This window comes from Actinomadura decatromicini, assembly GCF_008121305.1.
Classification (GTDB): domain Bacteria; phylum Actinomycetota; class Actinomycetes; order Streptosporangiales; family Streptosporangiaceae; genus Spirillospora; species Spirillospora syzygii.
On record NZ_VSRQ01000004.1, the window covers coordinates 75848 to 99824 of the forward strand.

Genomic DNA, 23977 nt, shown 5'->3' on the forward strand with positions numbered 1-23977 from the left:
ACGACTTCCCTTCGTTCAGGCGATGCTCTTCGGGGCATCCGAGCGCCGCGGGCACCTGCCGTTTATCCGGACGCGCCGCCCCCGGCGGGACGCCGAGGCCAATCGCGAACGGCTCCTCGCCGCCGCCGTCACCGCGATGCTCCGGGACGGCCGCAACGTCCCGCTCGCCGCCATCGCCGCCGAGGCGGGCGTCGGCGTCGGCACCCTCTACCGCAGGTACCCGGACCGCCAGGCCCTCCTGCACGACCTCGAACACCGCGCCTACGACCTGCTCGTCGGCATCCTGGAGGAGATCGACGCCGAGGACCGGACGGGACGCGACGCCGTCGCCGACTACCTCGCGCGCTGCCTCGCCGTCGCCGACCAGCTCGTCCTGCCGCTGCGCGGGGCGCCGCCGCTGACGAGCGCCGAGGCCGTCCGCGCCCGCCGGACGATCTACCGGTTCCTGGACGCCTTCCTCGCGCGCGGCCGGGCGGACGGAACCGTCCGCGCGGACGTCAACGCCACCGACGTCATCGTGTTCTCCGCCCTCGTCACCCAGGCCCTGGCGCACGGCCCGAACTGGCCGTGGACGGCCGAGCGGCAGATCGCGATCTTCGTGACGGCGCTCGCCGCGGGCGGCCCGCCCGGCGTCCCGCGCCCCGAGATCACGCTGGACGACGTCGAGGCGGCCTTCGCCGCGCACGCGGCCCCTAGTTCAGGGGACGGCCGGGGCCCTTCTTGATCTGCTCGATGAACAGTCCGGCGAGCGCGTGCTGCCCGGCGGCGGTCGGGTGGTAGCTGCGCGGCTCCGCTTCGAGGGCCGACAGGTTCAGCAGCAGGCCGTTCATGTACGGGGCGCCGCTGCCCACCTCGTGCCCGGCGAACGCGCTGTAGGCGTCGACGTACTCGACGCTGCCCTGGCCGTGGCGGGCGGCGATCCGCGCGTCCGCCTCCGCCGCCGACTGCTGGACGAGCCGTCCGAGGTCGTAGGCCCGCGCGTTCAGCCAGCGCTGGTCGGACACGCTGATGTTGTCCCCGCCCACCCCGTCGACCTCGGAGAACGCCTTCGGGTAGCCCATCACGATCACCCGCGCGCGGGGCGCCCTGGCACGGATGTCGTCCAGCAGGCCGGGCAGGGACTGGCGGAGCGCGGCCAGGCGGCCGGCGACGTCCTCGCCCTGCCCGGTGCAGCTCTCGCTCCACGGCAGCTTGATCACGCACCCGGCGAGGACCTTGGCGAACCCGACGTCGTTGCCGCCGATGCTCAGCGTGACCAGGCTCGTGTCGGCGCTGAGGCGGCCGAGCTGGGACGGCTCGCCTCCCCGCCCGTCGCGGAGGTCCTGGATCGTCGCGCCGGAGCAGGCCCAGAACCCGCTGCCCCGCGCGAACCGGAACGCCTGGGAGACCTCGTGGTAGTACGCCTTGGACGTCCGGTGGCACCGGTTGAGCGGGTTGCGGTCGGACAGGGTCGCCTCCGCGCCGATGCCCGCCGAGTACGAGTCGCCGAGGGCCGCGTACGCGCCGCTCGTGGCCGCCTCCAGCGGCGTCGGCGCCTGCTTCGCGGCGACCGGGTCGGCGATCACCTCGGGCTCCGGACGGGGACAGCCCGCGCCGAAGACCTTGCACCGCGTCGCGGGCAGCGCGACCAGCGGCACGACCGCCAGCGCGAGCAGGCCGACCAGCAGGAGGAGCGCGAGCCCCCGCTCGCCGAGGCGGTCCCGCGCCCATGCCCCCGGGTTGATCATCATCCTCCTCGTGGTGTCCATGGGCGAGACGTTCCGGGCGGCGTCCGGGTTCCCGCCTTTACATTGTAGATCACGAGCGGGCGGGGGTCGGCGCCCACATGACGAGCCTGGGTCCGAGCGCGTGGAGGCCCTCTTCGATCTCCGCCTCCCAGTACGCGCGGATGCCCGGGCCCCAGCGCTCCTCGGGCAGTTCCTCGAACCCGTGCGCGGCGTACCAGGGGGCGTTCCACGGGACGTCCCGGAACGTCAGGAGGCTCACGCCCGGTGATCCGCGTCCGGCGGCGCGGGCCTTGACCGCGTCCAGCAGCCGGACGCCGATGCCGCGCCCGGTCAGGTCGCCGCGCACCGAGATCTGCTCCAGGTGGACGGCGCCGTCCACCTCGCCGAGCGCCGCGAACCCGACCGGCGGGTCGCCCGTCACCAGGATCTCCCCGCCCTTGTCGATCACCAGCTCGGCCACGGTCGGACCGGGCGGGAACACGATGCCGATCTCGGCGAACATCGCGTCCCCGGAGTTCTCGATCGCCGCCAGGAGCGGCAGTTCGCCCGACCGGGCGTCCCGCACCTCATCGTCCACCCCATGATCGTAGGCCGCGTCCCGGAAGGCGTCCTCCCGATAAAGCCGCGGCTGGAAATCCGGGTGCGGGCGCGGGTGGGGCGGGGTCATGCTGGGGCATGGCTTGGACGATCACCCACGATGTGGACATCTTCCACGCGGCGGTGGACGGGTTCCTGCGCGGCGACCCGGTCCGCAACACCGTGACGCTCACCGTGGTCGAGGCACTGCGCGTGCAGGGACCCGGCGACGTGCTCTTCGGCTGGTGGACGGACGGCGGCCGGCCCGCGGGCACCGTCCTCGGGACCGCCGGGTTCCCGCCGATGCTGAGCCCCATGCCGGAGCGGGCGGCCCGCGACCTCGCGGACGCCCTGGCCGGACGCGACATGGAGCTTCCCGGCATCAACGGATCACCGGCCACCGCGGAGGCGTTCGCGAAGGCGTGGACGGACGCGACGGGAGCCGCGAGCAACGCCTCGATGGAGCAGCGGCTCTACCGGCTGGACCGGCTGATCGTCCCCGACCCGCCGCCCGACGGCGCGCCGCGCGTCGCCGTCGCGGCCGACCGCGAGGTGGCCCTGGACTGGTACGAGGCGTTCGCCCGCTCCGGCCCCGGCCACGGACCGGTCGACGCGGCGGCCCTGGACCGGCGGATCGCCGAGGGACGGCTCATCCTCTGGGAGGTCGGCGGGCGGCCGGTGGCGATGGCGGGCCGGACGCCGATCATCGCGGGAATGGCGCGGATCGCCCCGGTCTACACCCCGCCCGAGAACCGCCGCCGCGGCTACGCCGCCGCCGTCACCGCCGCCGTCACCCGATCGGCACAGGACGCGGGCGCCGCGCACGTAGTATTGTTCACCGATCTGGCCAACCCCACCAGCAACGGCGTCTACCACCGCCTCGGCTACCGCCAGGTCGAAGACCGCATCGTCCTGACCTTCACCTGAGGCCCCCGCCTTTCCCGATGCCTACCTGACGGCCGGGGAGCCCGGCGGCTATCGGCGCAGTGTTTCGCGGTCGGAAATCGGAGTGCGTGGGGCGCGGGCCGGGTCATGCTGGGGCATGGCTTGGACGCTGACTGACGACCTGGACGCGTTCCTCACCCGCACCGACGAATTCCTCCGAAGCGATCCCGTGGCGCACACCGTGCCGCTCACCGTGATCGACACCCTGCTCGGGAAGGGGCCCGACCTCCGGGGTGACGTGCTGTTCGGCTGGTGGACCCACGCCGGGACGGTCGCCGCCACGTTCCTGCGCACCGGCTCGTACCCGGCCATGCTGAGCGCGATGCCGGAACAGGCGGCATGGGAGCTGGCCGACGCCCTCGCCGGACACGCGGCCGCCGTCTCCGAGATCAACTGCCCGCAAGCCGTCGCGGGGCGGTTCGCCGAGGCGTGGACGAGCAGGTCCGGAGCCGCGAGCGAGGTGGCGATGCGGCAACGGCTCTACCGGCTGGACGAGTTGAACGCCCCGGACCCGGCGCCCTCGGGAGCCCCGCGCGTCGCGGGCATGGGCGACCGGGACCTGGTGCTGGCGTGGTTCGGCGCGTTCAGCTGGGACGGCGGCCACGCCACGATCGACCCGGCCGTGGTCGAGGGACGCGTCGCCAAGGGCTGCGTCACCCTGTGGGAGGAGGACGGACGTCCCGTCGCGATGGCCGGGCGCTCGCCGACCGTCGCGGGGATGACGCGGGTCGCGCACGTGTACACGCCGTCCGAGCACCGCCGCCGCGGCTACGGCGCCGCCGTCACCGCGGCCGTCACGCGCTCGGCCCGGGACGCGGGCGCCGTGCACGTCGTGCTGTTCACCGACCTCGCGAACCCGACCAGCAACGCCATCTACCAACGCCTCGGCTTCCGCCCGGTGGAGGATAGGGTCGTCCTGACCTTCACCTGGCCCCGCGCAGACGCGGCTACTTGACGCCTGCCTCCTTCATTTCTCTGAGTTCGCGTTTCAGTTCCTTCGTCTCGTCGCGGAGGCGGGCGGCCAGCTCGAACTGGAGGTCGGCGGCGGCCTGGTGCATCTGCGCGGTCATCTCCTCGATGAGGGCCTCCAGTTCCTCGCGCGGGCGCTCCCCGACCAGGTCGGCGGCGTGCCGTCCGACCTCCCTGGTGCGGGAAGCGAGCCCCGGGACGGGCGCCTTGCCGCGGCTCTGTTGGCGGCCCGCGCCGCCGATCAGCGTCTCGGTGTCGGCGTCCTCGCGGGCGAGCGAGTCGAGGATGTCGGCGATGCGCTTGCGCAGGGCCGTCGGCTTGATGCCGTGCTCCTCGTTGTAGGCGACCTGCTTGGCGCGGCGCCGGTTCGTCTCGTCGATCGCGCGCTCCATCGACGGGGTGACCGTGTCGGCGTACATGTGCACCTGGCCGGACACGTTGCGCGCCGCGCGGCCGATCGTCTGGATGAGGGACGTCTCGGAGCGCAGGAAGCCCTCCTTGTCGGCGTCCAGGATCGCGACGAGCGACACCTCGGGCAGGTCGAGGCCCTCGCGGAGCAGGTTGATGCCGACCAGCACGTCGTACTCGCCGGCCCGCAGCTCGCGCAGCAGCTCGACGCGGCGCAGCGTGTCGACCTCGCTGTGAAGGTAGCGGACCTGGATGCCGAGTTCGAGGAGGTAGTCGGTGAGGTCCTCGGCCATCTTCTTGGTGAGGGTGGTGACGAGGACGCGCTCGTCCCGCTCGGTGCGCTCGCGGATCTCGTGGATGAGGTCGTCGATCTGGCCCTTGGTCGGCTTGACGACGACCTCCGGGTCGACCAGGCCGGTGGGCCGGATGACCTGCTCGACGACGTCGCCCTTGACGCGGTTCATCTCGTACGTGCCGGGCGTCGCCGACAGGTACACGGTCTGGCCGATGCGGTCGAGGAACTCCTCCCACTTGAGGGGGCGGTTGTCCATCGCGGAGGGCAGCCGGAAGCCGTGCTCGACCAGCATCCGCTTGCGGGACGCGTCTCCCTCGTACATCGCGCCGATCTGCGGGACGGTCTGGTGCGACTCGTCGATAACGAGGAGGAAGTCCTCCGGGAAGTAGTCGAGGAGGGTGTTCGGGGCGGTGCCGGGGCCGCGGCCGTCGATGTGGCGGGAGTAGTTCTCGATGCCGGAGCAGGTGCCGACCTGCCGCATCATCTCGATGTCGTAGCTGGTGCGCATCCGCAGCCGCTGCGCCTCCAGCATCTTGCCCTGCCGCTCCATCACGGCGAGGACGTCCTCCAGCTCGGCCTCGATGTCGCGGATGGCCCGCTCCATGCGCTCCGGCCCGGCGACGTAGTGGGACGCGGGGAAGACGTAGAGCTCCTCGTCCTCGGTGATGAGCTCGCCGGTGAGCGGGTGCAGGGTGGCGAGCTTCTCGATCTCGTCGCCGAACATCTCGATGCGGACGGCGAGCTCCTCGTACTGCGGGATGATCTCGATCGTGTCGCCGCGGACGCGGAACGTGCCGCGGGTGAAGGCGAGGTCGTTCCGCGTGTACTGCATGCCGACGAGCTGGCGGAGCAGGGCGTCGCGCTCGATCTCCTGGCCGACGTTGAGCCGGACCATGCGGTCGACGTACTCCTGCGGGGTGCCGAGGCCGTAGATGCACGACACCGACGCGACGACCACGGTGTCGCGGCGGGTGAGCAGCGAGTTGGTCGCCGAGTGCCGCAGCCGGTCGACCTCGTCGTTGATCGAGGAGTCCTTCTCGATGTAGGTGTCGGTCTGCGGGATGTACGCCTCGGGCTGGTAGTAGTCGTAGTACGAGACGAAGTACTCGACGGCGTTGTTCGGCAGCATCTCGCGCAGCTCGTTGGCGAACTGCGCGGCGAGGGTCTTGTTCGGCTGCATGACCAGCAGGGGCCGCTGCACCTTCTCGACCAGCCACGCGATCGTGGCGGTCTTGCCGGTGCCGGTGGCGCCGAGGAGCACCGAGTCCTTCTCGCCGCCGCCGACGCGGGCGGCGAGCTCGGCGATCGCCTGCGGCTGGTCGCCCGACGGCGTCATCTCGGTGACGACCTCGAACGGCGCCACGCGGCGCCGAAGATCAGTGACCGGCCGCATCGTCGCCTCCCCTGGGTACGGCTCTCTCCCCTGACGTCACAACAGTACGCAAGGCCACCGACATTCCGCGTCCCCGCAGGTCGGAACCCGGTTTCCGGCCCGCCGTCAGGACGCGGGCAGCGGGATCCGGGCCCGCACGGCGTAGCCGCCCGCCCGGGGGCCCGCCTCGAAGCTGCCGCCGAGGGCCGTGACCCGCTCGCGCAGCCCGACCAGGCCGTTCCCGCCGCTCGGCAGCCGGTGCTCGGGCGGGGCGGTCGGCGGCTCGTTCGCCACCTCCACCTCGACGGCCTCGGGCAGCAGGGCCAGGCCGACGCGGGTGTCGGCGGCCCCGGCGTGCTTGTGCACGTTGGTGAGCGCCTCCTGGACGAGGCGGTAGACCGTCCGTCCGACGGCGGCGGGCATGGGCTGCTCCTCGCCGCGGATCGCCAGCTCGACCTTCAGCCCGGCCGCGCCGGACTGCCCGACCAGCTCGCGGACGTGCGCGAGCGTCACCGCCTCCTGCGGCAGTGCCTCCTCGCCCTGGCGCAGGACCCCGATGACGTGGCGCAGCTCCTCCAGCGCCTGCCGACCCATGTCGCCTATGACGGTGGCGGTCTCCGCCGCCCTGACCGGGTCGCGGACGGCGATGGCCTTGAGCGCCCCCGCGTGCACGACCATGACGCTGATCCTGTTGGCGACCACGTCGTGCATCTCCCGCGCGATGCGGGTGCGTTCCTCTCCCCGCGCGCGCTCTGCGAGGAGGTGCTGTTCACGTTCCAAACGCGCGGCGCGCTCTTGGAGCGAGATCACCAGCTGCTTGCGCGCCCTCATGTAGAGGCCGAGCAGGACGGGCACGGTCACGAACACGATGCCGAACATGGCCTGCGCGAGGAACGAGCCGTTCTCGGCCGTGGGCCCGGGGAACGCGAGCGAGGCGACGTAACCGGCCACCGCGATGGTCACCACCGTCGGGCGGGACGCGGTGTAGGCGGCGAGCGAGTACATGATGACCAGCACGGCGAAGACGCCCGCGCCGGTGACCGTCCCGAAGACGAGCATGAACAAGGCGAGGGCGACCGGGTGGACGCGCCGCACCACCACGGCGAGCCCGAGGAAGGCGCTGCACGCCGCCACGACGGGCGGCGGAAGCCAGAACTTCTGCTCGGTGAACCACATGAACGTGCCGTCGCCCGCGGCCAGCGACACGGCGATGACCACGTCGAGCGCACGCGAACGGCGCGTCGGCCATGCCGTCGCCCACCAGCCCCGCACGCGCATGCGGACGAGCCTATAGCGGGCCGCCGACACCCATGGTCGTCCGATTCGGGAAGACCGCGGGGCCCGGTCCGGGAAGGTCATGGGCCGCCCCCTCCGGGGGCACCCGAATCGCCCTGCCCATGGGGCTTCCCCGCTATCCAGGCACTGTGGTTACGATGACGGCGCCGATCGTGTGCTCCAAGGGGGACGACACCCCGCGCGCCCCTGGAACGCCCTCGGCGACGCCGACACAGGACGGGGTAGCCGCCGACCATGACCCGTTTCGCCAACTGGCTCGGGAAGAACGCCGACGCCGTGATCGCGTTGGTGCTGGCCGTCACCGTGGCGGTGATCGGCCTCGGGGTGAAACTGCCGAACGAGACCGAGATCACCAACAGCGCGATCCTCACGGTGATCGGCCTGCTCGCGACGGCCGTACTGCGCGACCGGGGGCGCCGCATCCCCGTCGAGGCCGAGGTGCGCGACACGCTCCGCGCGTCCTCGTCCACGCTGGACGACCTGAGCGGCAAGCTCACCCACATCGAGACCTTCGAGAGCGTGCTGGCCGAGACCAAGCGCGCGCTGGACGAGACCACGGTGGTCCGGGTCATCGGCGGCGCGCAGGTGGCGCACGTGCTCGAAGAGGCCCGCCGCGACACCGACCGGTGGTTCTTCAAGGGCGGCACCGGGACCTACATCCGCGCGCGCACGCTGCCCGAGTGCGTCGGGACGGCGCGCAGGGAGCGGCGCACGCTGCTGTTCCGCCTGGAGATCCTCGACCCCACCAACGTGGAGGTCTGCGAGGCGTACGCGCGTCACCGCCGCTCCGTGGCGGACGGCCCGGACGCCACCGGCGAGCCCTGGACGCTGGAGCGCACCCGCAAGGAGGCGTACGCCACGATCCTCGCGGCGTGCTGGCACAAGCAGCGGTTCGCCATGCTCGACATCGACATCGGCCTGTCCCGCACGATGACGACGCTGCGGTACGACCTGGCGTCGTCGCGGGTCGTGGTCACCCGGGACGACCCGCGCGGTGAGGCGCTGGTCATCGACAACAACAAGTTCTACTACAGCTGGGTCAGCGCGGAACTGCAGACCAGCCTCGACCAGGCCCGCCGCGTCCCCATGGAGCAGGCGCGCCTTGCCCCGCTGGACGACGAGCCCACGGTCGAGGAGGTCCGCAAGCTGTTCGAGGTGATCGGGATCGACCTCGCGCACGGCTACACCGACCGCGACGTCATCGAGATCATCCGCAAGGCGCTGCGCCCCAAAGACCCCTACGAGTGAGCGACCAGGCCGAGACCCGCTACCGAGACCATTCACGAAACCGCTCCCGCGAACTGGTGACCGAGTGAGGTACGAGGAGATCCGCCAGGAGATCACAGCCGGAACGGCGGCGCGGACGCTGCCCGCCTGGGCAGGAGGCGTCCTGGACGACGTCGCCGCGGGGCGCTCCCCCGTCCCGGTCATGCATCATCCGCTGGGTTTCGTGTGCCTTCCCGTGGAGCGAAGCGGTGATTTCGGGGTGTGCCTGCACATCTGGACGCCCGAGGTCGGCCCCGCCCCGTTCACCACGTCCGCCGTGCACTGCCATAGCTGGGATCTGCTCAGCTTCGTCCTGTACGGGACGGTCCGGAACGTGCGGATGGACGTCCAGGAGGGCTCCGACCCAGCGGGCGAGGACGTACAGCAGGTCTTCGAGGTGGTCAGCCAAGGCGAAGTGGACGAGTTAAGGGCCACCGGACGCGCCGTCCAGTACTCTCCCGGCCCATCCAGCACGCACCGGACCGGCGACTCCTACACGCTCCCCGCGGGCGTCTTCCACACCACGCTCATCGAGGACGGCCCGGACGCGGCGACCGTCGCACTGGGACGGCAGACCCCCGGCGGCGGCGACCTCTCCCTCGGTCCCCTGGACATACCCACGCACCACGTGCGACGTTCACGTTCCGACGACGCCGCCATGGTGGCGGCGCTGCGGCGCTCCGCCCGCCGCATCGCCGACGCGGCTCCCGCCCACGCGCGGGTCGCGACGACCGGAGAGGCCCGATGACCGCAGCGAAGCGAGGATCTTCGGGCCTCCCCCTCGGGGGTCTGGGGGTCGCCCCCCGGAGAGGCAGAGCGTGATGAGACCCATACCCCCGTCACCGGCTCCCACGGTCGATCTCGCCGCCGCCCGCAGGGTCGCGGTGGACGCCGCTGAGGCGGCGGGCGCGCTGCTCAGCGCCGGTATGGGCGGGCCCCTGGAAATACGTCCCAAAGGCACCGGCGGCGACGTCGTGACAGAGCTGGACACCGCCGCGGAGGAGCTGATCCTGGGGCGCATCCGCGCGGCGTATCCGGGTCACCGCATCATCGCGGAGGAGTCGGGGATCCTGGACGGCGCGCCCGGCGAGGAGATGGTCTGGCTCGTCGACCCGCTGGACGGCACGAACAACGTGGCGATCGGCATGCCCGTCTACGCGGTGGGCCTGGCGCTTTGCGCGCGCGCAGAGCCCGTCTTGGGCGTCGTCCACGACCCCGTGTCAGGACGGACGTGGTCCGCCGTTCGCGGCGAGGGCGCCCTGGGGCCGGAGGGAAACCCGGTGACCCTGGCCGAACGTCCACGACCAGGGCGCGAGAACAACCCGGTCCTGGCGTGGACCCAAGGGCACCAGGTCTCCGCGACCGACCAGGTGGCATGCGGCCTGCGCACCGCGCTGGAAAGCCGCTCCGCGCGGATGCTCCAGCTCTGGGCGCCGCTCGTGGCGTGGACGATGCTGGCCCGAGGCGACATCGACGGGATCGTCGGCTACCTGCCCGAGATCGTCGACCTGCCCGCGGGCGCGCTGCTGGCCGCCGAGGCGGGCGCGGAGCTGCGCCGCCTGGACGGGCGCCCCTACGAGCTCGGCATCGACCGGACGCCGTCCGAGCTGGGCTTCGTGGCCGCGCGCCCGGAACTGCTCGACCGCCTGCTGGAGACCACGGCGGAGTTCGCGGCCGCCGACCCGCGCCCCGCCGGGTCAGCCGGTCAGCAGGAGCGCCGGGACGGTGGCAGCGCAGCCCGCGACGGCCAGTACCGTCCCCGTGAGCACGAACTTGCGGATGGGGACGCGGACGTCCCACCGGCGGCACCATTCGAACCACAGCAGCGTGGCGAGGGACCCCCACGGCGTGATGACCGGGCCCACATTCGTCCCGACGAGCAGTGACAGGAGCTGCTCCTTGTTCGACACGGGCACGGCCGACTCCCCCGCCACGTAGGCGGGAAGGTTGTTGAGCACGTTCGACAGCCCGGCACCGGAGAACGCGGCCCGGTACGCCCCTGCAACACTGTCGTCTCCGCCCACCAGCGCGTGCATGGCGTCGTCCAGCCCGAACCGCTCCAGTGTGGGGACGACCAGGAACAGGCCCGTGACGAACACCATGAGCTGCCACGGGATCAGCGCAGGCCGCAGGGCCGCCCTGTCGCGGACGGCGAACACGCCCACCGCCACGACGGCCGGGATGGTCGCGGCGATGCCGAGCTGAATCCCGGTGTGCACGCCCGCCAGGATCGCCCCGATGAAGATCAGGCAGGCGAGCCCGGTGGCGGAGAACAGGACCCGGTCCCGGATGGGCGCGGGCTCCGGCGGGTCGTAGGCGTCCGCTCCGCGCATCCGCCGCCGCCAGTAGAACGCCCACAGCAACGCCATGGTGACGGCGAGGACGGCCAGTTGCGGCACCCACATACGGGCCGCGAACTCGCGTGTCTCCAGCGCCACCCGGTCGGCGGCCAGCAGGTTGGTCAGGTTCGACACCGGGAGAAGGAGGCTGGCGGTGTTGGCGAGCCAGACGGTCGTCATGGCCAGCGGAAGGGTCGCGATCCGCGCGCGCGCCGCCAGCGCGAGCATGACCGGAGTGAGCAGTACCGCGGTCGTGTCCAGGTTGAGGAAGACGGTGGTGACCGACGCGAACGCGACGCAGAGCAGGAACAGCGCGGCGTAGTTCCCCCGTCCGGCCCGCGCCATCCGCTGCGCGATCGCGTCGAAGACCCCCGCCTCCTTGGTCAGCTCGGCGAGGACGATGACGCTGAAAAGGAAGAGCAGCAGGGGCGCGATCCGTCCCACGCTGGACCGCGCCGTGTCGGCGGGCAGCAGGCCGGTGGCGACGAACACGAGGCCGAGGACGAGGACGCCGACGCGGATCCAGTCGAGGACGCCCAGGGAGCGTGCCGCTCGGCGCAGCGTCTCGGTCCGGGGTGGCACGCGCGACATGATCCCATAGGCGGCACGGCGTGCGGCCCTCCCGGCCGCGCCGCGCGATACTGGCGGCATGACACCCCCCGGCGGCCAGACCAGGCAGGAGCGTCCGACCGACTTCTTCATCAGCTATTCGCCCGCGGACGAGCGGTGGGCGTCGTGGATCGCCTGGCAGCTGGAGGCCGCGGGGCACCGCACCATGATGCAGGCGTGGGACTTCGTCCCCGGCACCAACTTCATCGACTTCATGGACCGCGGCCTGTCGGAGGCCAAGGCGGTGGTCGCGGTGCTGTCCCGCAACTACCTGCGCTCACGGTACGGGCGGCTGGAGTGGATGGCGGCGCTGCGCGCCGACCCGGACGACCCGTCCCGCAAGCTCGTCACGGTCCGCATCGAGGACTGCCCGATCGACGGCCTGCTGTCCACGATCACCTACGTCGACCTGGTGGGGATCGACGACCCGGACGAGGCGCGCGGCCTGCTGATGCGGCGGATCGGCGAGGCGCTCGCCGGGCACGCGCGCCCGCAGAACGGCCCTGGCTTCCCCGGAGCGGGCCGCGCCCTCCCAGGGTCCCGCGAGCCGCTGCGCGGCCGCCTGGAGGACGCTGAGGGGCCCGGAGAGGGCTCGCCGGGACGGCCGGAGCCGACCGGGGAGCGGCCCGCCCGCCGGGCGCCCGTGGCCGCGCCCGCCTACCCGGCCGCGGACGGCGCCGACGCGCCGCGCGGGCAGCTCAGCGTCCTGCACGTGTCCGGGCCCCGGTTCGGCCGGACGCTCGCCGAGCCGGGCGAGCCCACCACGGCCACCGAACTGCAGGACCGCATCTGGAGCGACGTCACGCGGCTCGCCGACTCCGGGGTGCCGCGTCCCGATCTGCTGGTCGTGTCGGGGAACCTCACCCATTCGGGCAGCCGCAAGGAGTTCGCCGAGGCGCTGTCGTTCCTCACGAGCCTGCGCGCCCTGCTCGGCCTGGAGGCGCAGCGGGTCGTCGTCGTCCCGGGCACGCACGACGTCACGCGCGCGGCATGCCAGGCGTACTTCTCTAGCTGCGAGGCAGACGACATCGAACCGCAGCCCCCGTACTGGCCGAAATGGCGCCACTACGCGGGGTTGTTCAAGGAGTTCTATCAGGGCATCGACGCCCTCATCTTCGACAGCGCCCAACCGTGGACGCTCTTTCCCATCCCAGACCTGCGCGTCGTCGTAGCCGGGCTGAACTCGACCCTCCCGCAGACCCACCGCGAGGCCGACCGGTACGGACGGGTCGGCAGCGCGCAGGCCGCATGGTTCAACGAACGGCTGCGCCATTTCGAGGAGGAGGGATGGCTGCGCCTGGCGGCGGTCGAACACGCCCCCATTCCCGGTGAGCCGAGGGCCCTGCGCGACCCGGAGACCGTGGAGATGCTGCTCGGCGGCCACGTCAACCTGTTCTTCCAGGGGACGGAGTCGGAATACGGCACGATCCCGCTCCTCGGCAACGGCGTCCCGTCGATTCCGACGCTCGGCCCCGGCCGCCACCAGACCGTCGTACTGCGGCGGGACGGTCTGGAGCGATGGATCCCCGAGGACGCCGAACGGCGCGGACCGGAGCGCCTCGAACGCGAATGGCCGAAGGCCCGGGGAACGTTCCCCGCGCTCCGCGCGGAGACCCCGCCCGCCGCGCCCTCGCCGGAGCTGGGCCCGCGGGCGGACGCCTCCGTCGACCCCGTCCCCGACCCGACCGGGCAACTGCTCGACCGCCTGACCGAGGCGTGCGAGACGCGGTTCGAGCGCGCGACCATCCGGCGGATCGTCCCGGCGCCGGGCGAGGACGGCCGGTCGGACCCGCCGCACCTGCTCCTCACCCACATGGAGGACGGTTTCGTCCGCCAGTACCGCATCGGCGCCCACGTGGGACGGGTGACCGAAGCCGACGTGGACGCGTTCGTCCGCCATGTCCACGCCGACGGGACCGACCACGGCTCCGAGCTGGTGTACCTGGGTCCCGCCCCAGCGCGGTCCGTCCGCGACGACGCCCTACGGCGCGGCATCCGGGTACGCAGCCTCACCGAGTTCCAGGGGCTGGTCGACCTGTCGGAGTACGTCACGTCCCAGACGGGGCGTCTCTCCGCCGGCGGCCTTTACCCGACGTCCCTGTACGTCCCGCAGCGATACCGGGAACTCGACCGTTTCCGTGCGGAGACCCCGTCCGGTGAGGAGAGCCGTTCGGCCACCGACGTCCACGAGGACGTCGTCGGCGAGATGCTGCGCCTGCTCGCCGCCGACCACGGACGGTTCCTGCTGCTGCTGGGCGACTTCGGACGCGGCAAGACGTTCGCCCTGCGCGAGCTGGCCCGCCGCATCCCCGAGGAGCTGCCGCACGTCATCCCGATCCTCATCGAGCTGCGCGCACTGGACAAGGCCCACTCGGTGGACGGCCTCGTCGCCGCGCACCTCGCCAACCACGGCGAGGAGCTGATCGACCTCAAGGCGTTCCACTACATGCTGCGGCAGGGGCGCATCGTCCTCCTGTTCGACGGCTTCGACGAGCTGGTCACGCGCGTCACCTACGACCAGGCCGCCGACCATCTCGACACGCTGCTCCAGGCCGCCCAGGACAAGGCGAAGATCGTGGTGGCGAGCCGGACGCAGCACTTCAAGTCGCAGGCGCAGGTGCTGACCGCGCTGGGCGAGAAGGTCGGCGTCCTGCCGCACAGGCGCGTCCTCGGGTTGGAGGAGTTCTCGCCCCTCCAGGTCCGCTCGTACCTGGTGAACCGGTACGGCGACGAGGAGCGGGCCGACGCGCGCCTCAGCCTCCTGACGGGGATCGAGGAGCTGCTGGCCCTGACGTCCAACCCGCGGATGCTGTCGTTCATCGCGGACCTGCCCGAGGACAGGCTCCGCGCGGTCGCGCAGGCCCGCCGCGCGGTCAGCCCCGCCGACCTCTACCACGAGATCCTGTGGTCCTGGCTGGCGTACGAGGCCGACCGGGTCGCCGGGGCGGGCGGGCCGTCCGGGCTTCGGGCGGACGACATGTGGCGCGCCGTGGGCACGCTCGCGCTGCGACTGTGGGAGAGCAACGAGCAGTTCCTGCGCCTCGCCGAACTGGCGGACGTCGCCGACACCCTCACCGGCCTCGCCGGAGGGCGCATGTCACCGCACCAGGTGACGCACGCGGTCGGCGCCGGAAGCCTGCTCGTCCGCACCGACGAGGGCCTCTTCGGGTTCATCCACACATCGGTGATGGAGTGGCTCGTCGCGCGCCACATCGCGGACGAGTTCGCCGACGGCGGGGCCCCGCCCGCGCTGGGCAGGCGCGCGCTCACCCAGCTCACCGTCGACTTCCTCTGCGACCTCGCCGACACCCGTACCTGCCAGGACTGGGCGGCACGGGTCCTCGCCGACCCCGACGCGGACGACATCGAGCGCGCGAACGCGATCCGCATCACGACACGGCTGCGCACCCCGGCGCACACCGACCTGCGCGGCGCGCGGCTCCAGGGCGAGGACCTCTCCTACCGCGACCTCCAGGAAGTGGACCTGACGGGAGCCGACCTCACCGACGCGCAACTCGTCGGCGCGAACCTGTCGCGGGCCGTGCTGCGCGACGCGTCCCTCGCCGGGGCCCGCCTGGACGAGGCCAGACTGACCGGCGCCGACCTCCGCGGCGCGGACCTGTCGCGGGCCCGGCTCGCCCGCGCCGACCTGCGCGACGTCACCGTCGACGGCAGCCACTGGACCCGCGCCGCCCTCGTCGACGCCGCCCTGCCCGCGCGCGTCGCCGAAGCGCCCGAACTGCGCGAGGCGGCGATCGTGCCGGGACGCCCCATCGACATCCAGGTCGCCCCCGCCGCGGTCGGCGTGCCCTACGGGTTCCACTTCCAGACCAGCCGCCTGCCCCAGCCGCTCGCCTACAGCCCGGGCGGATCCGTCCTCGCCGTGGGGAGCGAGGACGGCGGCGTCCTCATGTGCGACGCCATCACGGGCACTCCCCTGCGCACCCTCCAAGGCCACACCGACCGCGCCTACGCGGTCGCGTTCGACGCCCCCGGCAACATCCTGGCGAGCGGCTCGGCGGACGGGACCGTCCGGCTGTGGGACCTGGCCACGGGCCACACCTCGCATACGTTCACCGTCCACCCGGAAGGGGTCTGGCCAGTAGTCGTGGGCGGACGTTCCCCGTCCGGCGCGAACCTCGTCGCCGCGGGCGCGGCCGACGGCACCATCCGCGTCTGGGACATCGTGTCCGGCGAGCTGCTGCACGAACTCTCCGGGCACACCGCGCCCGTATTCACGGCGGTGTTCGACCCAGCGGGCTCGCTCATGGTGACGGGCGACGCGGGCGGCACCCTCCGCGTCTGGGACCTCGCCACCGGTTCCCTCATACGCGAACTCACCGGACACCGCGGCTCGGTGTTCCGCGCGGTGTTCCACCCGGACGGCTCGCTCCTCGCCGCGGGCGACCAAGCGGGCGTCGTCCGTCTCTGGGACATCCGCACAGGCGAGATCAGGCAGGAGCTCCTCGGGCACACCGGGCGCGTCTACGCCATCGCCTACCACAAAGACGGCGACGTCCTCGTGACAGGCGACACCGACGGTTCCATCCGCATCTGGGAGGACGGCCTCCACCGCCGCACCCTGTCCGGCCACGGAGGCGGCATCTACCAGGCCGCGTTCAGCCCGGACGGAAGCAGGCTCGCCACCGCCGACAGCGCCGGATCCGTCCGCCTGTGGGACCCGGAGACCGGGCGGCAGCGCCTCGAACTGTCCGGGCACCGCGGCGCGGTGTGGCCGTTCGCGTTCCGCCCGGACGGCGCCCAGCTCGCCACCAGCAGCAACGACGGGACGGCCCGGCTGTGGGACGCCGAGACCGGGCAGTGCCGCGTCGTCCTGCGCGGGCACGGCCGCCGCGTCACCGGCGTCACGTTCAGCCCGGACGGCGGCACCCTCGCCAGCAGCGGCAACGACGGCCTCGTCCGGCTGTGGGACCCGCGGACCGGCCGGATGGTCCGCGAACTGCGCGGCGTCGCCGACAACCTGACGTCCGCCGCGTTCAACACCCGCCACTCCCAGCTCGCCACCGCCACCAACGACGGCGGCGTCCACCTCTGGCAGGCCGGGACGGGCGAGTTCCAACGCGAGCTCAACGCCGAGACCGACCACGTGTGGGCGCAGGCGTTCGCGCCCGCCGGGGACGTCCTCGCCACCGCGAACGACGACGACTCCGTCCGGCTCTGGTACTGGACGACCGGACGCGAGATCGTCAACCTGGCCGACCACAAGGGCAGGGTCCGCTCCATCGACTTCCAGCCGGGCGGCGCCCTGGTCGCCACCGGGTGCGACGACGGCCTCGTCCGGCTGTGGCATCCGCGCACAGGGGAACTGGTGTCGGTCCTGCGCGGCCACAGCGACCGCGTGTACCGGGTGGCGTTCTCACCGTCCGGGGAGACACTCGCCAGTGCGAGCAACGACGGCACCGTCCGGCTCTGGAACCCGACGACCGGAGAGGCACTCCACACCCTCACCGGCCACACCGGACGCCTCTGGACCACCGCGTTCCACCCGTCCGGGGAGCTGCTCGCCAGCGCCGGCGACGACACGGTCGTCCGGCTCTGGGACCCGTCCAGCGGACGCCTCCTGCACACCCTCACCGGCGGCCACACGCGCCGCGTCTGGTCGGCCGCGTTCAGTCCTGACGGCGCCCTCCTCGCCACCGCCGGCGACGACGGCGCCATCATCCTCTGGGACGTCACCGACCGCGCCGCCCCCGTCCGCCGCGCGACCCTGCTGGGCCTCGCCGAGGGCTGGGCGGCGTTCGCGCCCGACGGCCGCTACAAGTGGGAGGGCAACGCGACCGCCGAGTTCTGGTACGCCGTCGCCATGTGCCGCTTCGAGCCGGGTGAACTCGACGTCTATCTGCGCGAGGTCCACCAGTTGCCCATGGACGCGCCCTTCTAGGGCCACCGCTCCCCGTCCGGAGGCGGTCAGGCGGAGCGGGTCAGGTACTCCCAGAGGGCGTCGACCTGCTTCTTCAGGTCGTCGAGGGTGCCGGAGTTGTCGATGACGCGGGTCGCGACGGCGCGCCGCTCCTCCGGGGACGCCTGGTTCGCCATCCGGGCGCGGGCGTCCTCCTCGGTCATGCCGCGCCGGGCCACCAGCCGGTCGAGCCGCGCCTCCTCGGGCGCGTCCACGACCACGACCTCGTCGTACATGGACGCCAGCCCGTTCTCCGCGAGCAGCGGCACGTCGTAGACCACGACGGCGTCGGCGGGAGCGGCGGCCATCAGCTCCTCCGTCCGCTCCCCCACCAGCGGATGGACGATCGCGTTCAGCGCCGCGAGCCGCTCCGGGTCGGCGAACACGATCCGGCCGACCTTCTCCCGGTCGAGCCCACCGGACGGCAGCAGCACGTCCTCGCCGAACTCCGCGACGACGGCGGCGAGGCCCGGCGTGCCCGGCTCCACCACCTCGCGGGCGATCCGGTCGGCGTCGACGACCACCGCCCCCCGCGCGCGCAGCAGGGCCGACACCTCGCTCTTGCCCGAGCCGATCCCGCCGGTCAGTCCCACTTTCAGCACGGGCTCACCCTAGCCGTCAGGCCGTCTCCGCCGGGACGAGGGGTTTGCGCATGTGGACGAGCGTCAGATGCGCCGCGACCCGCTCCCGGTGCGTCTCGGCGTAGCCGAGCTTGCGGTACAGGCCCAGGTTCGAGTCGCTCAGGTGGCCGGTGAACAGCACGCAGGCGTCGGCGCGGCCGGCGACCTCGTCCTCCAGCGCGACGAGGAGCCGCCTGCCGATCCCCCGGCGCTGCATGTCGGGGACGACGACCAGCCGCCCCACCAGGCACGTGTGGTCGCTGAACTGCGCGCGGACGGCCCCGACCATCCGCGTGCCCTGGACCGCCTTCAGCACCACCGCGTCCCCGGCGAGCACCTTCTGGAGCTGCTCGATCGACTCGACCAGCGGGGGGATGAACGGGTCGCCGTACAGTTGCGCCTCCGTGACGTAGGCGGCGCGCTGGACGGTCAGCAGCTCACCGGCGTCGTCCGGTCCGGCGCGCTCTATCGCGACCGTCGCTTCGCTCATGGCTCGACCCTAGCGGCGGAATCGGGGCGGGTCCGGTCAGCGGCCGATCCGGACCGTCACGGCCACCGGAAAGTGGTTGGACGCGTCCGAGCGCGGCACGTCGTAGTCGGTGACGAGCACGCCGTCCGAGCCGAAGATCCAGTCGACCCGCGCGCCGTCCGGCGTGGTGGGGGACGAGTCGTCGCCGATCGCGACGCTGCGCAGGTCGGTGCCGTCGGTCAGCGCGGCGATCTCCCGGCTGCCGGGCCCGGCGTTGAAGTCGCCGCCGATCAGCGTGCGCGGCGCGCCGCCCCAGGCGCGCAGCAGCGCCGCCACCTCGCGGCGGCGCTCGTCCGCCCGGTCGTCGCCGCCCTCAAGGTGCGTGGACCACACGTCCATCGTGGTCGCGCCGACCGCGAGCCGCGCCCACACGTAGCCGCGGATCTGCGACCAGTCGCCGCGCGGCATCCGGCCCGTCCCGGAGCTGCGCACCGGCAGCGACGTCAGGATCGCGTTGCCGAACTGGCCGTCGGCGGCCGGGCCCCAGATGAGCTTCATGCCGAGGCGCCGCGACAGCCACACGCCGACGTCGGTGGTGCCGGACAGCAGCGACCCGCGCCCGGCCTCCTGCAGCAGGACGACCTGCGCCCGCTGCCCCTCGATGACCCGCGCTATGCCCTCCGGGTCGAGCCGCCCGGACTGGTCGACCGCGTCGTGGATGTTGTAGCTGAGCACCCGCACCTGGCCCGGGACGGGCCCGGCCTGCGCCTTGCCGTCCGGCGCGGCCACGGTGAACACGACCGTCCCGCACAGCAGCAGGAGCGACGCGGCGCCTGCGCCGGCGGCGCGGACCGGCGCGCGGGCGGGCAGCGGACCGCCGCGGGCGGCCGCGATCGCGGCGAGCCCGCCGAGCAGGATCCCGGCGAGGCCGGGCAGCAGGTTGTTCGGGAACGGCAGCGGCGACACGGCGCTGACCTGGTACGGGACGAGCACCACGACGATCAGCAGGCCGCCGAGCGCGGCGCCCGCGTCGACCCGCCGGACGGGCCCGCCGGTCCCGGCGCGGCGCAGCGGCGCGCGGCACGCCACCGCGAGCAGCCACGCGGCCAGCACCTGCCCGACGATCACGATCGGGACGATCTCGATGCCGGAGACCGCGTACGTCCCGGCGACGGCGCCCGCGCCGACCCCGAGGAGCGTCCCGCCGAGCACGCACACCCCGCCCGGGACGGCCCGGACGGCGAGCCCGGACGCGAGGAACGCCAGCGCGAGCCCCTGCCCGACGACGATCGCGACGTGCGCCCCGGTCAGCGACTGCCAGCCGGACGACGCCACGAACGCCGGGCTCGACAGCACCAGCACCTGGAGGGCGAGGAACGGTCCGAACGCGGCGGCACCGAGCGCGTCCCGCCAGGAGATCCCGGGCGCGGCGACCGGCCCGGACGCGAGCTCGCGGTACAGCGCGGCGGCGCCGAGGCCGACGAACGCCAGGCACGCGAGCCACGCGCCGAGGCCGTCCCGCCAGACCGGGTCCCAGGTGGCGAAGCACATCCGCACCGCGGTGTCGATCGACAGCCCGGCGACGGTGGCCGTGGCGAACCCGACGCCGGACAGGCCGCGGGCGCCCTCGTACAGCGCCGCGATGGCGATCATGCCGACCGCGGTGCCCGCGAACGCCAGCCAGGTGCGCGGGTCGATCGCCTGCGCCAGCAGCCGGACGGCGAGCAGCCCGCCGATCCCGGCGGCGAGCAGCCCGCGCGGGCCCGCGGCGCGGCGGATCAGCGGCGCGGCGAACCCCACCAGGTACACGGCGAGGATGGCGGCGCCGGCGGCGCCGACCCCGGCGTCGTCGGCGAAGTGGTCGAACTGGGGCAGGGAGAACCGCAGGGTCTGCGCGAGGACCGCGACGGTGACCGCGATCAGCGCGAGCCGCGCCGGCCCCTGCGGGACGATGGACGGCCCGGCCGCGGCGGGGCCGCCGGTCCTCGTGCCGACGTCGGCGTCTGTGCTGGCCAATTGAACGAGAGCTCCGGGGGACGGGCGGACCTTCGGGGACGACGGCAAAGCTATCGGACCCGGCGCAGCCGAGCACGGCCGGAGCGCGATCCGGTCGGATCGTCCTCCGGCCGCGGCCGCTGGATCACCGGTGGAACGCCACCACCGCCGCGCGATGGAGCTGCGCGGCGGTGGTCGACGGTTCCGTCACTGGCCGCCGGAGAGCTTCTCCCGCAGCGCGGCGAGCGCCTCGTCGGTGGCGAGGGCGCCGCCCGACTCGCTCTCCCCGCCGCCGGAGTAGGAGGTCTCGCCCCCGCCGCCGCCGCCGGACGCGGGCTCGGCGCCCGCCTCGGCCTCGGCCTTGCGGGCCTCCTCGATCTGCCGCCGGTGGGCGTCGAAGCGGGACCGGGCCTCGGCGTACTGCCGCTCCCAGGTCTCGCGCTGCTCGTCGAAGCCGTCCAGCCATTCGCCGGTCTCGGCGTCGAAGCCCTCGGGGTACTTGTAGTTGCCCTGCTCGTCGTACTCGGCGGGCATGCCGTACAGGGTCGGGTCGAAGTCCTCTTCCTCGATCCCGGCGGCGCCCTCGTTGGCCTGCTTGAGCGACAGGCTGATCCGGCGCCGGTCGAGGTCGATGTCGATGATCTTCACGAAGATCTCGTCGCCGACCTGGACGACCTGCTCGGGGATCTCCACGTGGCGCTCGGCCAGCTCGGAGATGTGCACCAGGCCCTCGATGCCCTCCTCGACGCGGACGAACGCGCCGAACGGCACCAGCTTGGTGACGCGCCCCGGCACGACCTGCCCGATCTGGTGGGTGCGGGCGAACTGCTGCCACGGGTCTTCCTGCGTCGCCTTGAGCGACAGCGAGACCCGCTCGCGCTCCATGTCGACGTCCAGGACCTCGACCGTGACCTCCTGGCCGACCTCGACCACCTCGGACGGGTGGTCGATGTGCTTCCAGGACAGTTCGGAGACGTGCACGAGCCCGTCCACGCCGCCGAGGTCGACGAAGGCGCCGAAGTTGACGATCGAGGACACGACGCCCTTGCGGACCTGGCCCTTCTGCAGGGTGTTGAGGAAGGTCTGGCGGACCTCGCTCTGCGTCTGCTCCAGCCAGGCGCGGCGGGACAGGACCACGTTGTTGCGGTTCTTGTCCAGCTCGATGATCTTGGCTTCGAGCTCGCGGCCCACGTAGGGCTGCAGGTCGCGGACGCGGCGCATCTCGACCAGGGACGCCGGCAGGAAGCCGCGCAGCCCGATGTCGAGGATGAGGCCGCCCTTGACGACCTCGATGACCGTGCCCGTGACGATGCCGTCCTCGTCCTTGATCTTCTCGATCGTGCCCCAGGCGCGCTCGTACTGAGCGCGCTTCTTGGACAGGATCAGCCGCCCCTCCTTGTCCTCCTTCTGGAGGACGAGCGCCTCGACGTGGTCTCCCACGGAGACGACCTCGTTGGGGTCGACATCGTGCTTGATGGACAGCTCGCGCGAGGGGATGACGCCCTCGGTCTTGTAGCCGATGTCGAGGAGGACCTCGTCACGATCGACCTTGACGACAGTGCCTTCGACAATGTCGCCGTCGTTGAAGTACTTGATGGTCTCGTCGATCGCGGCGAGGAAGGCTTCCTCGGACCCGATGTCGTTGACCGCTACCTGCGGGGTGGTCGAGGTGGCCTCGGTGCTGCTCGTCATGTGTCGGCTGGCTCCGGTACGGACATGGAAGTCGTATGGGTTATGCGCGGAGGGCCGGTATCCGCCCTGCCGAAGACCGGAATGGGACGCGGTCGCTGCCGCGTCAGTGAACCGAACCGAGGTCGCCGACCTGACCGAGCGCGAGCCTGCTCCGTCCGAGGCGCGCAGGCCCACAGCGCAGCGATCAGGATATGGGACCAGCCGCGCGCGGTCAATCCGGTTCGGCGCGCGCCGGTTCAGTAGGCGCGCGCCCGGCCGCGGAATCCCTTGGCCAGCCGGTCCTCGGCGGTCCTCGGAAACGTCACGGTGTTCGGATCGCCGTCAGATGTGTACCGCTCATCCGGGTTCTTGTCCAGATATTCCAACCACGCGGTGGAGCAGTACCGGGTGCAGTCGTTCTCCTTGATCTTGCCCTCGGAGCGGACCCGGTCGATGTTCCACCGGTCGAAGTCCTCGTCGAACGGCGAGATGGACGGCCGCCACCCGGCGAGGAAGATCCCCTGGAAGGCGTACCGGCCGTTCTCCTTCTCCGCCCACGCCTTCTTCTTCGGGACGGCTCCGAACGGGTAGGCGAACGTCGTCATGTGCGCCCCCGTCAGCCGGACGATCCGGTCCTCCATGCCGCCGATCTCGTCCTGCACCCGCTTCTCGGGCATCCCGGCGAGGCTCGGGTGGGACACCGTGTGGTTGCCCAGCTCGAACCCATGCCGGCGCAGCCAGTTCAGCCCGGCCGGGGCTTGCGCGTCGTCCATCCCGAACAGCTCCTTGTTCAGGTAGAACGTCGCCGTCGGACGGAACCCGGGGTTCTCCTGCGCGACCCGCAGGATGACCGCGACCGCCGTGTCCGGCTTCGGGTTGCCGGCCGGGTCGAGCGCGAAGTGCCCGGGCGTGCTGTCGTCGAAGGTCAGCACCACAGGGTGCTTGCCCGCCGGGACGTTGAACACCCCGTTGACGAACTCCGCCGCCGTGACCGGCGCGTACCCGCCCTTGGCGAGCCGCGTCAGCTCGTCGTACAGCTCCTTCGTCGACCGGTCGAGCGACATCTCCGGCTTCGGGACGATCCGGTGGTACATCAGCACCGGGATCTGCCCCAGCTCGTTCGCCTTGACCGCCGCCGCCCCGGGGGCCGCCGCCGGAATCGGCGCGGTCGGCGTCACGGACGGCGAAGGACTCCCAGCCGCCCCTGAGGCACCCGGTACCGGTCTCCCCGTCGCCTTCGCCGCGTAGGCATCGGCAGGCGCCTTCACGGCCGCACCGGCCCGCTGAGCGCTCTGCTCCCTGTCCCGCCGGTGCCCGGGGAGAGTGAGCCCCAGGATCACCGCGCAGACGACCACGACTCCAGCGATCTTGTGAAGCAGAGGCACGCTACCCCCCGCCGAGCGACCTGACAGGACCCGGTGGACAGCGTACGACCCTCCGGACATCCACGGACACCCGCTCGCCTACCCCCAAGATGGTTGTTTATCCAGGGAGGTGAAT

General features: G+C 72.5%; 16 protein-coding genes and 1 pseudogene. 7 read left to right on the forward strand and 10 right to left on the reverse strand.

The annotated features are described in order from the left end of the window. Positions 1-22 precede the first annotated feature (22 nt). Entirely contained in the window at positions 23-724 is a 702-nt protein-coding gene (locus FXF68_RS18830; RefSeq protein ID WP_148761030.1) for a TetR/AcrR family transcriptional regulator, read from the forward strand. Here FXF68_RS18830 and FXF68_RS18835 read toward each other — a convergent pair. Both FXF68_RS18835 and FXF68_RS18840 read right to left on the reverse strand, forming a co-directional pair. Next, positions 693-1748 (reverse strand): SGNH/GDSL hydrolase family protein, encoded by a 1056-nt coding sequence (locus tag FXF68_RS18835; RefSeq protein ID WP_246178797.1) that lies wholly within the window; start codon positions 1746-1748, stop codon positions 693-695. The genes FXF68_RS18830 and FXF68_RS18835 overlap by 32 nt on opposite strands. Positions 1749-1797: 49 nt before the next feature. After that, positions 1798-2304 (reverse strand): GNAT family N-acetyltransferase, encoded by a 507-nt coding sequence (locus tag FXF68_RS18840; protein ID WP_246178798.1) that lies wholly within the window; start codon positions 2302-2304, stop codon positions 1798-1800. 98 nt (positions 2305-2402) lie between these two features. Here FXF68_RS18840 and FXF68_RS43935 point away from each other — a divergent pair, with 98 nt between their 5' ends. Together FXF68_RS43935 and FXF68_RS43940 are read left to right on the forward strand one after the other, a co-directional pair. Further along, complete coding sequence (locus FXF68_RS43935; RefSeq protein WP_148761034.1) at positions 2403-3230, forward strand: GNAT family N-acetyltransferase; 828 nt, start codon at positions 2403-2405, stop codon at positions 3228-3230. A gap of 115 nt (positions 3231-3345) precedes the next feature. Continuing rightward, positions 3346-4203: a GNAT family N-acetyltransferase gene (locus tag FXF68_RS43940; protein ID WP_148761036.1), complete on the forward strand. Its 858-nt coding sequence runs from the start codon at positions 3346-3348 to the stop codon at positions 4201-4203. On the opposite strand, the gene uvrB is transcribed toward FXF68_RS43940, so the two are convergent. Both uvrB and FXF68_RS18860 read right to left on the reverse strand, forming a co-directional pair. After that, the gene (uvrB, locus tag FXF68_RS18855) at positions 4196-6313 is read right to left on the reverse strand and encodes an excinuclease ABC subunit UvrB (protein WP_148761038.1); all 2118 of its coding nucleotides are present in this window, start codon (positions 6311-6313) and stop codon (positions 4196-4198) included. The genes FXF68_RS43940 and uvrB overlap by 8 nt on opposite strands. A 105-nt stretch (positions 6314-6418) precedes the next feature. Beyond that, on the reverse strand, positions 6419-7570 hold the full coding sequence (locus tag FXF68_RS18860) for a sensor histidine kinase (RefSeq protein WP_148761040.1): 1152 nt from the start codon (positions 7568-7570) through the stop codon (positions 6419-6421). 252 nt (positions 7571-7822) lie between these two features. Between FXF68_RS18860 and FXF68_RS18865 the strand changes: the two genes are divergently transcribed. The 3 genes and pseudogenes from FXF68_RS18865 to FXF68_RS18875 form a co-directional block, all read left to right on the forward strand. Then, entirely contained in the window at positions 7823-8836 is a 1014-nt protein-coding gene (locus FXF68_RS18865) for a hypothetical protein (RefSeq protein ID WP_148761041.1), read from the forward strand. A gap of 64 nt (positions 8837-8900) precedes the next feature. Then, on the forward strand, positions 8901-9602 hold the full coding sequence (locus tag FXF68_RS18870; RefSeq protein WP_148761043.1) for a hypothetical protein: 702 nt from the start codon (positions 8901-8903) through the stop codon (positions 9600-9602). Positions 9603-9675: 73 nt separating this feature from the next. Further along, a pseudogene (locus FXF68_RS18875) lies at positions 9676-10500 on the forward strand (inositol monophosphatase family protein); the annotation flags it as partial. Between the two features lie 51 nt (positions 10501-10551). On the opposite strand, the gene FXF68_RS18880 reads toward FXF68_RS18875, so the two are convergent. Continuing rightward, positions 10552-11775, reverse strand: coding sequence for an ArsB/NhaD family transporter (locus FXF68_RS18880; RefSeq protein ID WP_246178799.1), 1224 nt, complete (start codon positions 11773-11775; stop codon positions 10552-10554). A 67-nt stretch (positions 11776-11842) separates the two neighbouring features. On the opposite strand from FXF68_RS18880, the gene FXF68_RS18885 reads away from it, so the two are divergent. After that, positions 11843-17704, forward strand: a complete 5862-nt coding sequence (locus FXF68_RS18885) for a WD40 domain-containing protein (RefSeq protein ID WP_148761047.1) — start codon at positions 11843-11845, stop codon at positions 17702-17704. 26 nt (positions 17705-17730) lie between these two features. On the opposite strand, the gene coaE is transcribed toward FXF68_RS18885, so the two are convergent. The 5 genes from coaE to FXF68_RS18910 form a co-directional block, all read right to left on the reverse strand. Then, the gene (gene coaE / locus FXF68_RS18890; protein ID WP_148761049.1) at positions 17731-18324 is read right to left on the reverse strand and encodes a dephospho-CoA kinase; all 594 of its coding nucleotides are present in this window, start codon (positions 18322-18324) and stop codon (positions 17731-17733) included. A gap of 16 nt (positions 18325-18340) precedes the next feature. Further along, positions 18341-18832, reverse strand: a complete 492-nt coding sequence (locus FXF68_RS18895) for a GNAT family N-acetyltransferase (RefSeq protein WP_148761051.1) — start codon at positions 18830-18832, stop codon at positions 18341-18343. A 36-nt stretch (positions 18833-18868) separates the two neighbouring features. Continuing rightward, positions 18869-20827: an endonuclease/exonuclease/phosphatase family protein gene (locus FXF68_RS18900; protein WP_148761053.1), complete on the reverse strand. Its 1959-nt coding sequence runs from the start codon at positions 20825-20827 to the stop codon at positions 18869-18871. A 186-nt stretch (positions 20828-21013) separates the two neighbouring features. Beyond that, complete coding sequence (rpsA, locus tag FXF68_RS18905) at positions 21014-22498, reverse strand: 30S ribosomal protein S1 (protein WP_148353271.1); 1485 nt, start codon at positions 22496-22498, stop codon at positions 21014-21016. 236 nt (positions 22499-22734) lie between these two features. Beyond that, complete coding sequence (locus FXF68_RS18910; RefSeq protein ID WP_246178800.1) at positions 22735-23655, reverse strand: polysaccharide deacetylase family protein; 921 nt, start codon at positions 23653-23655, stop codon at positions 22735-22737. Positions 23656-23977 lie beyond the last annotated feature (322 nt).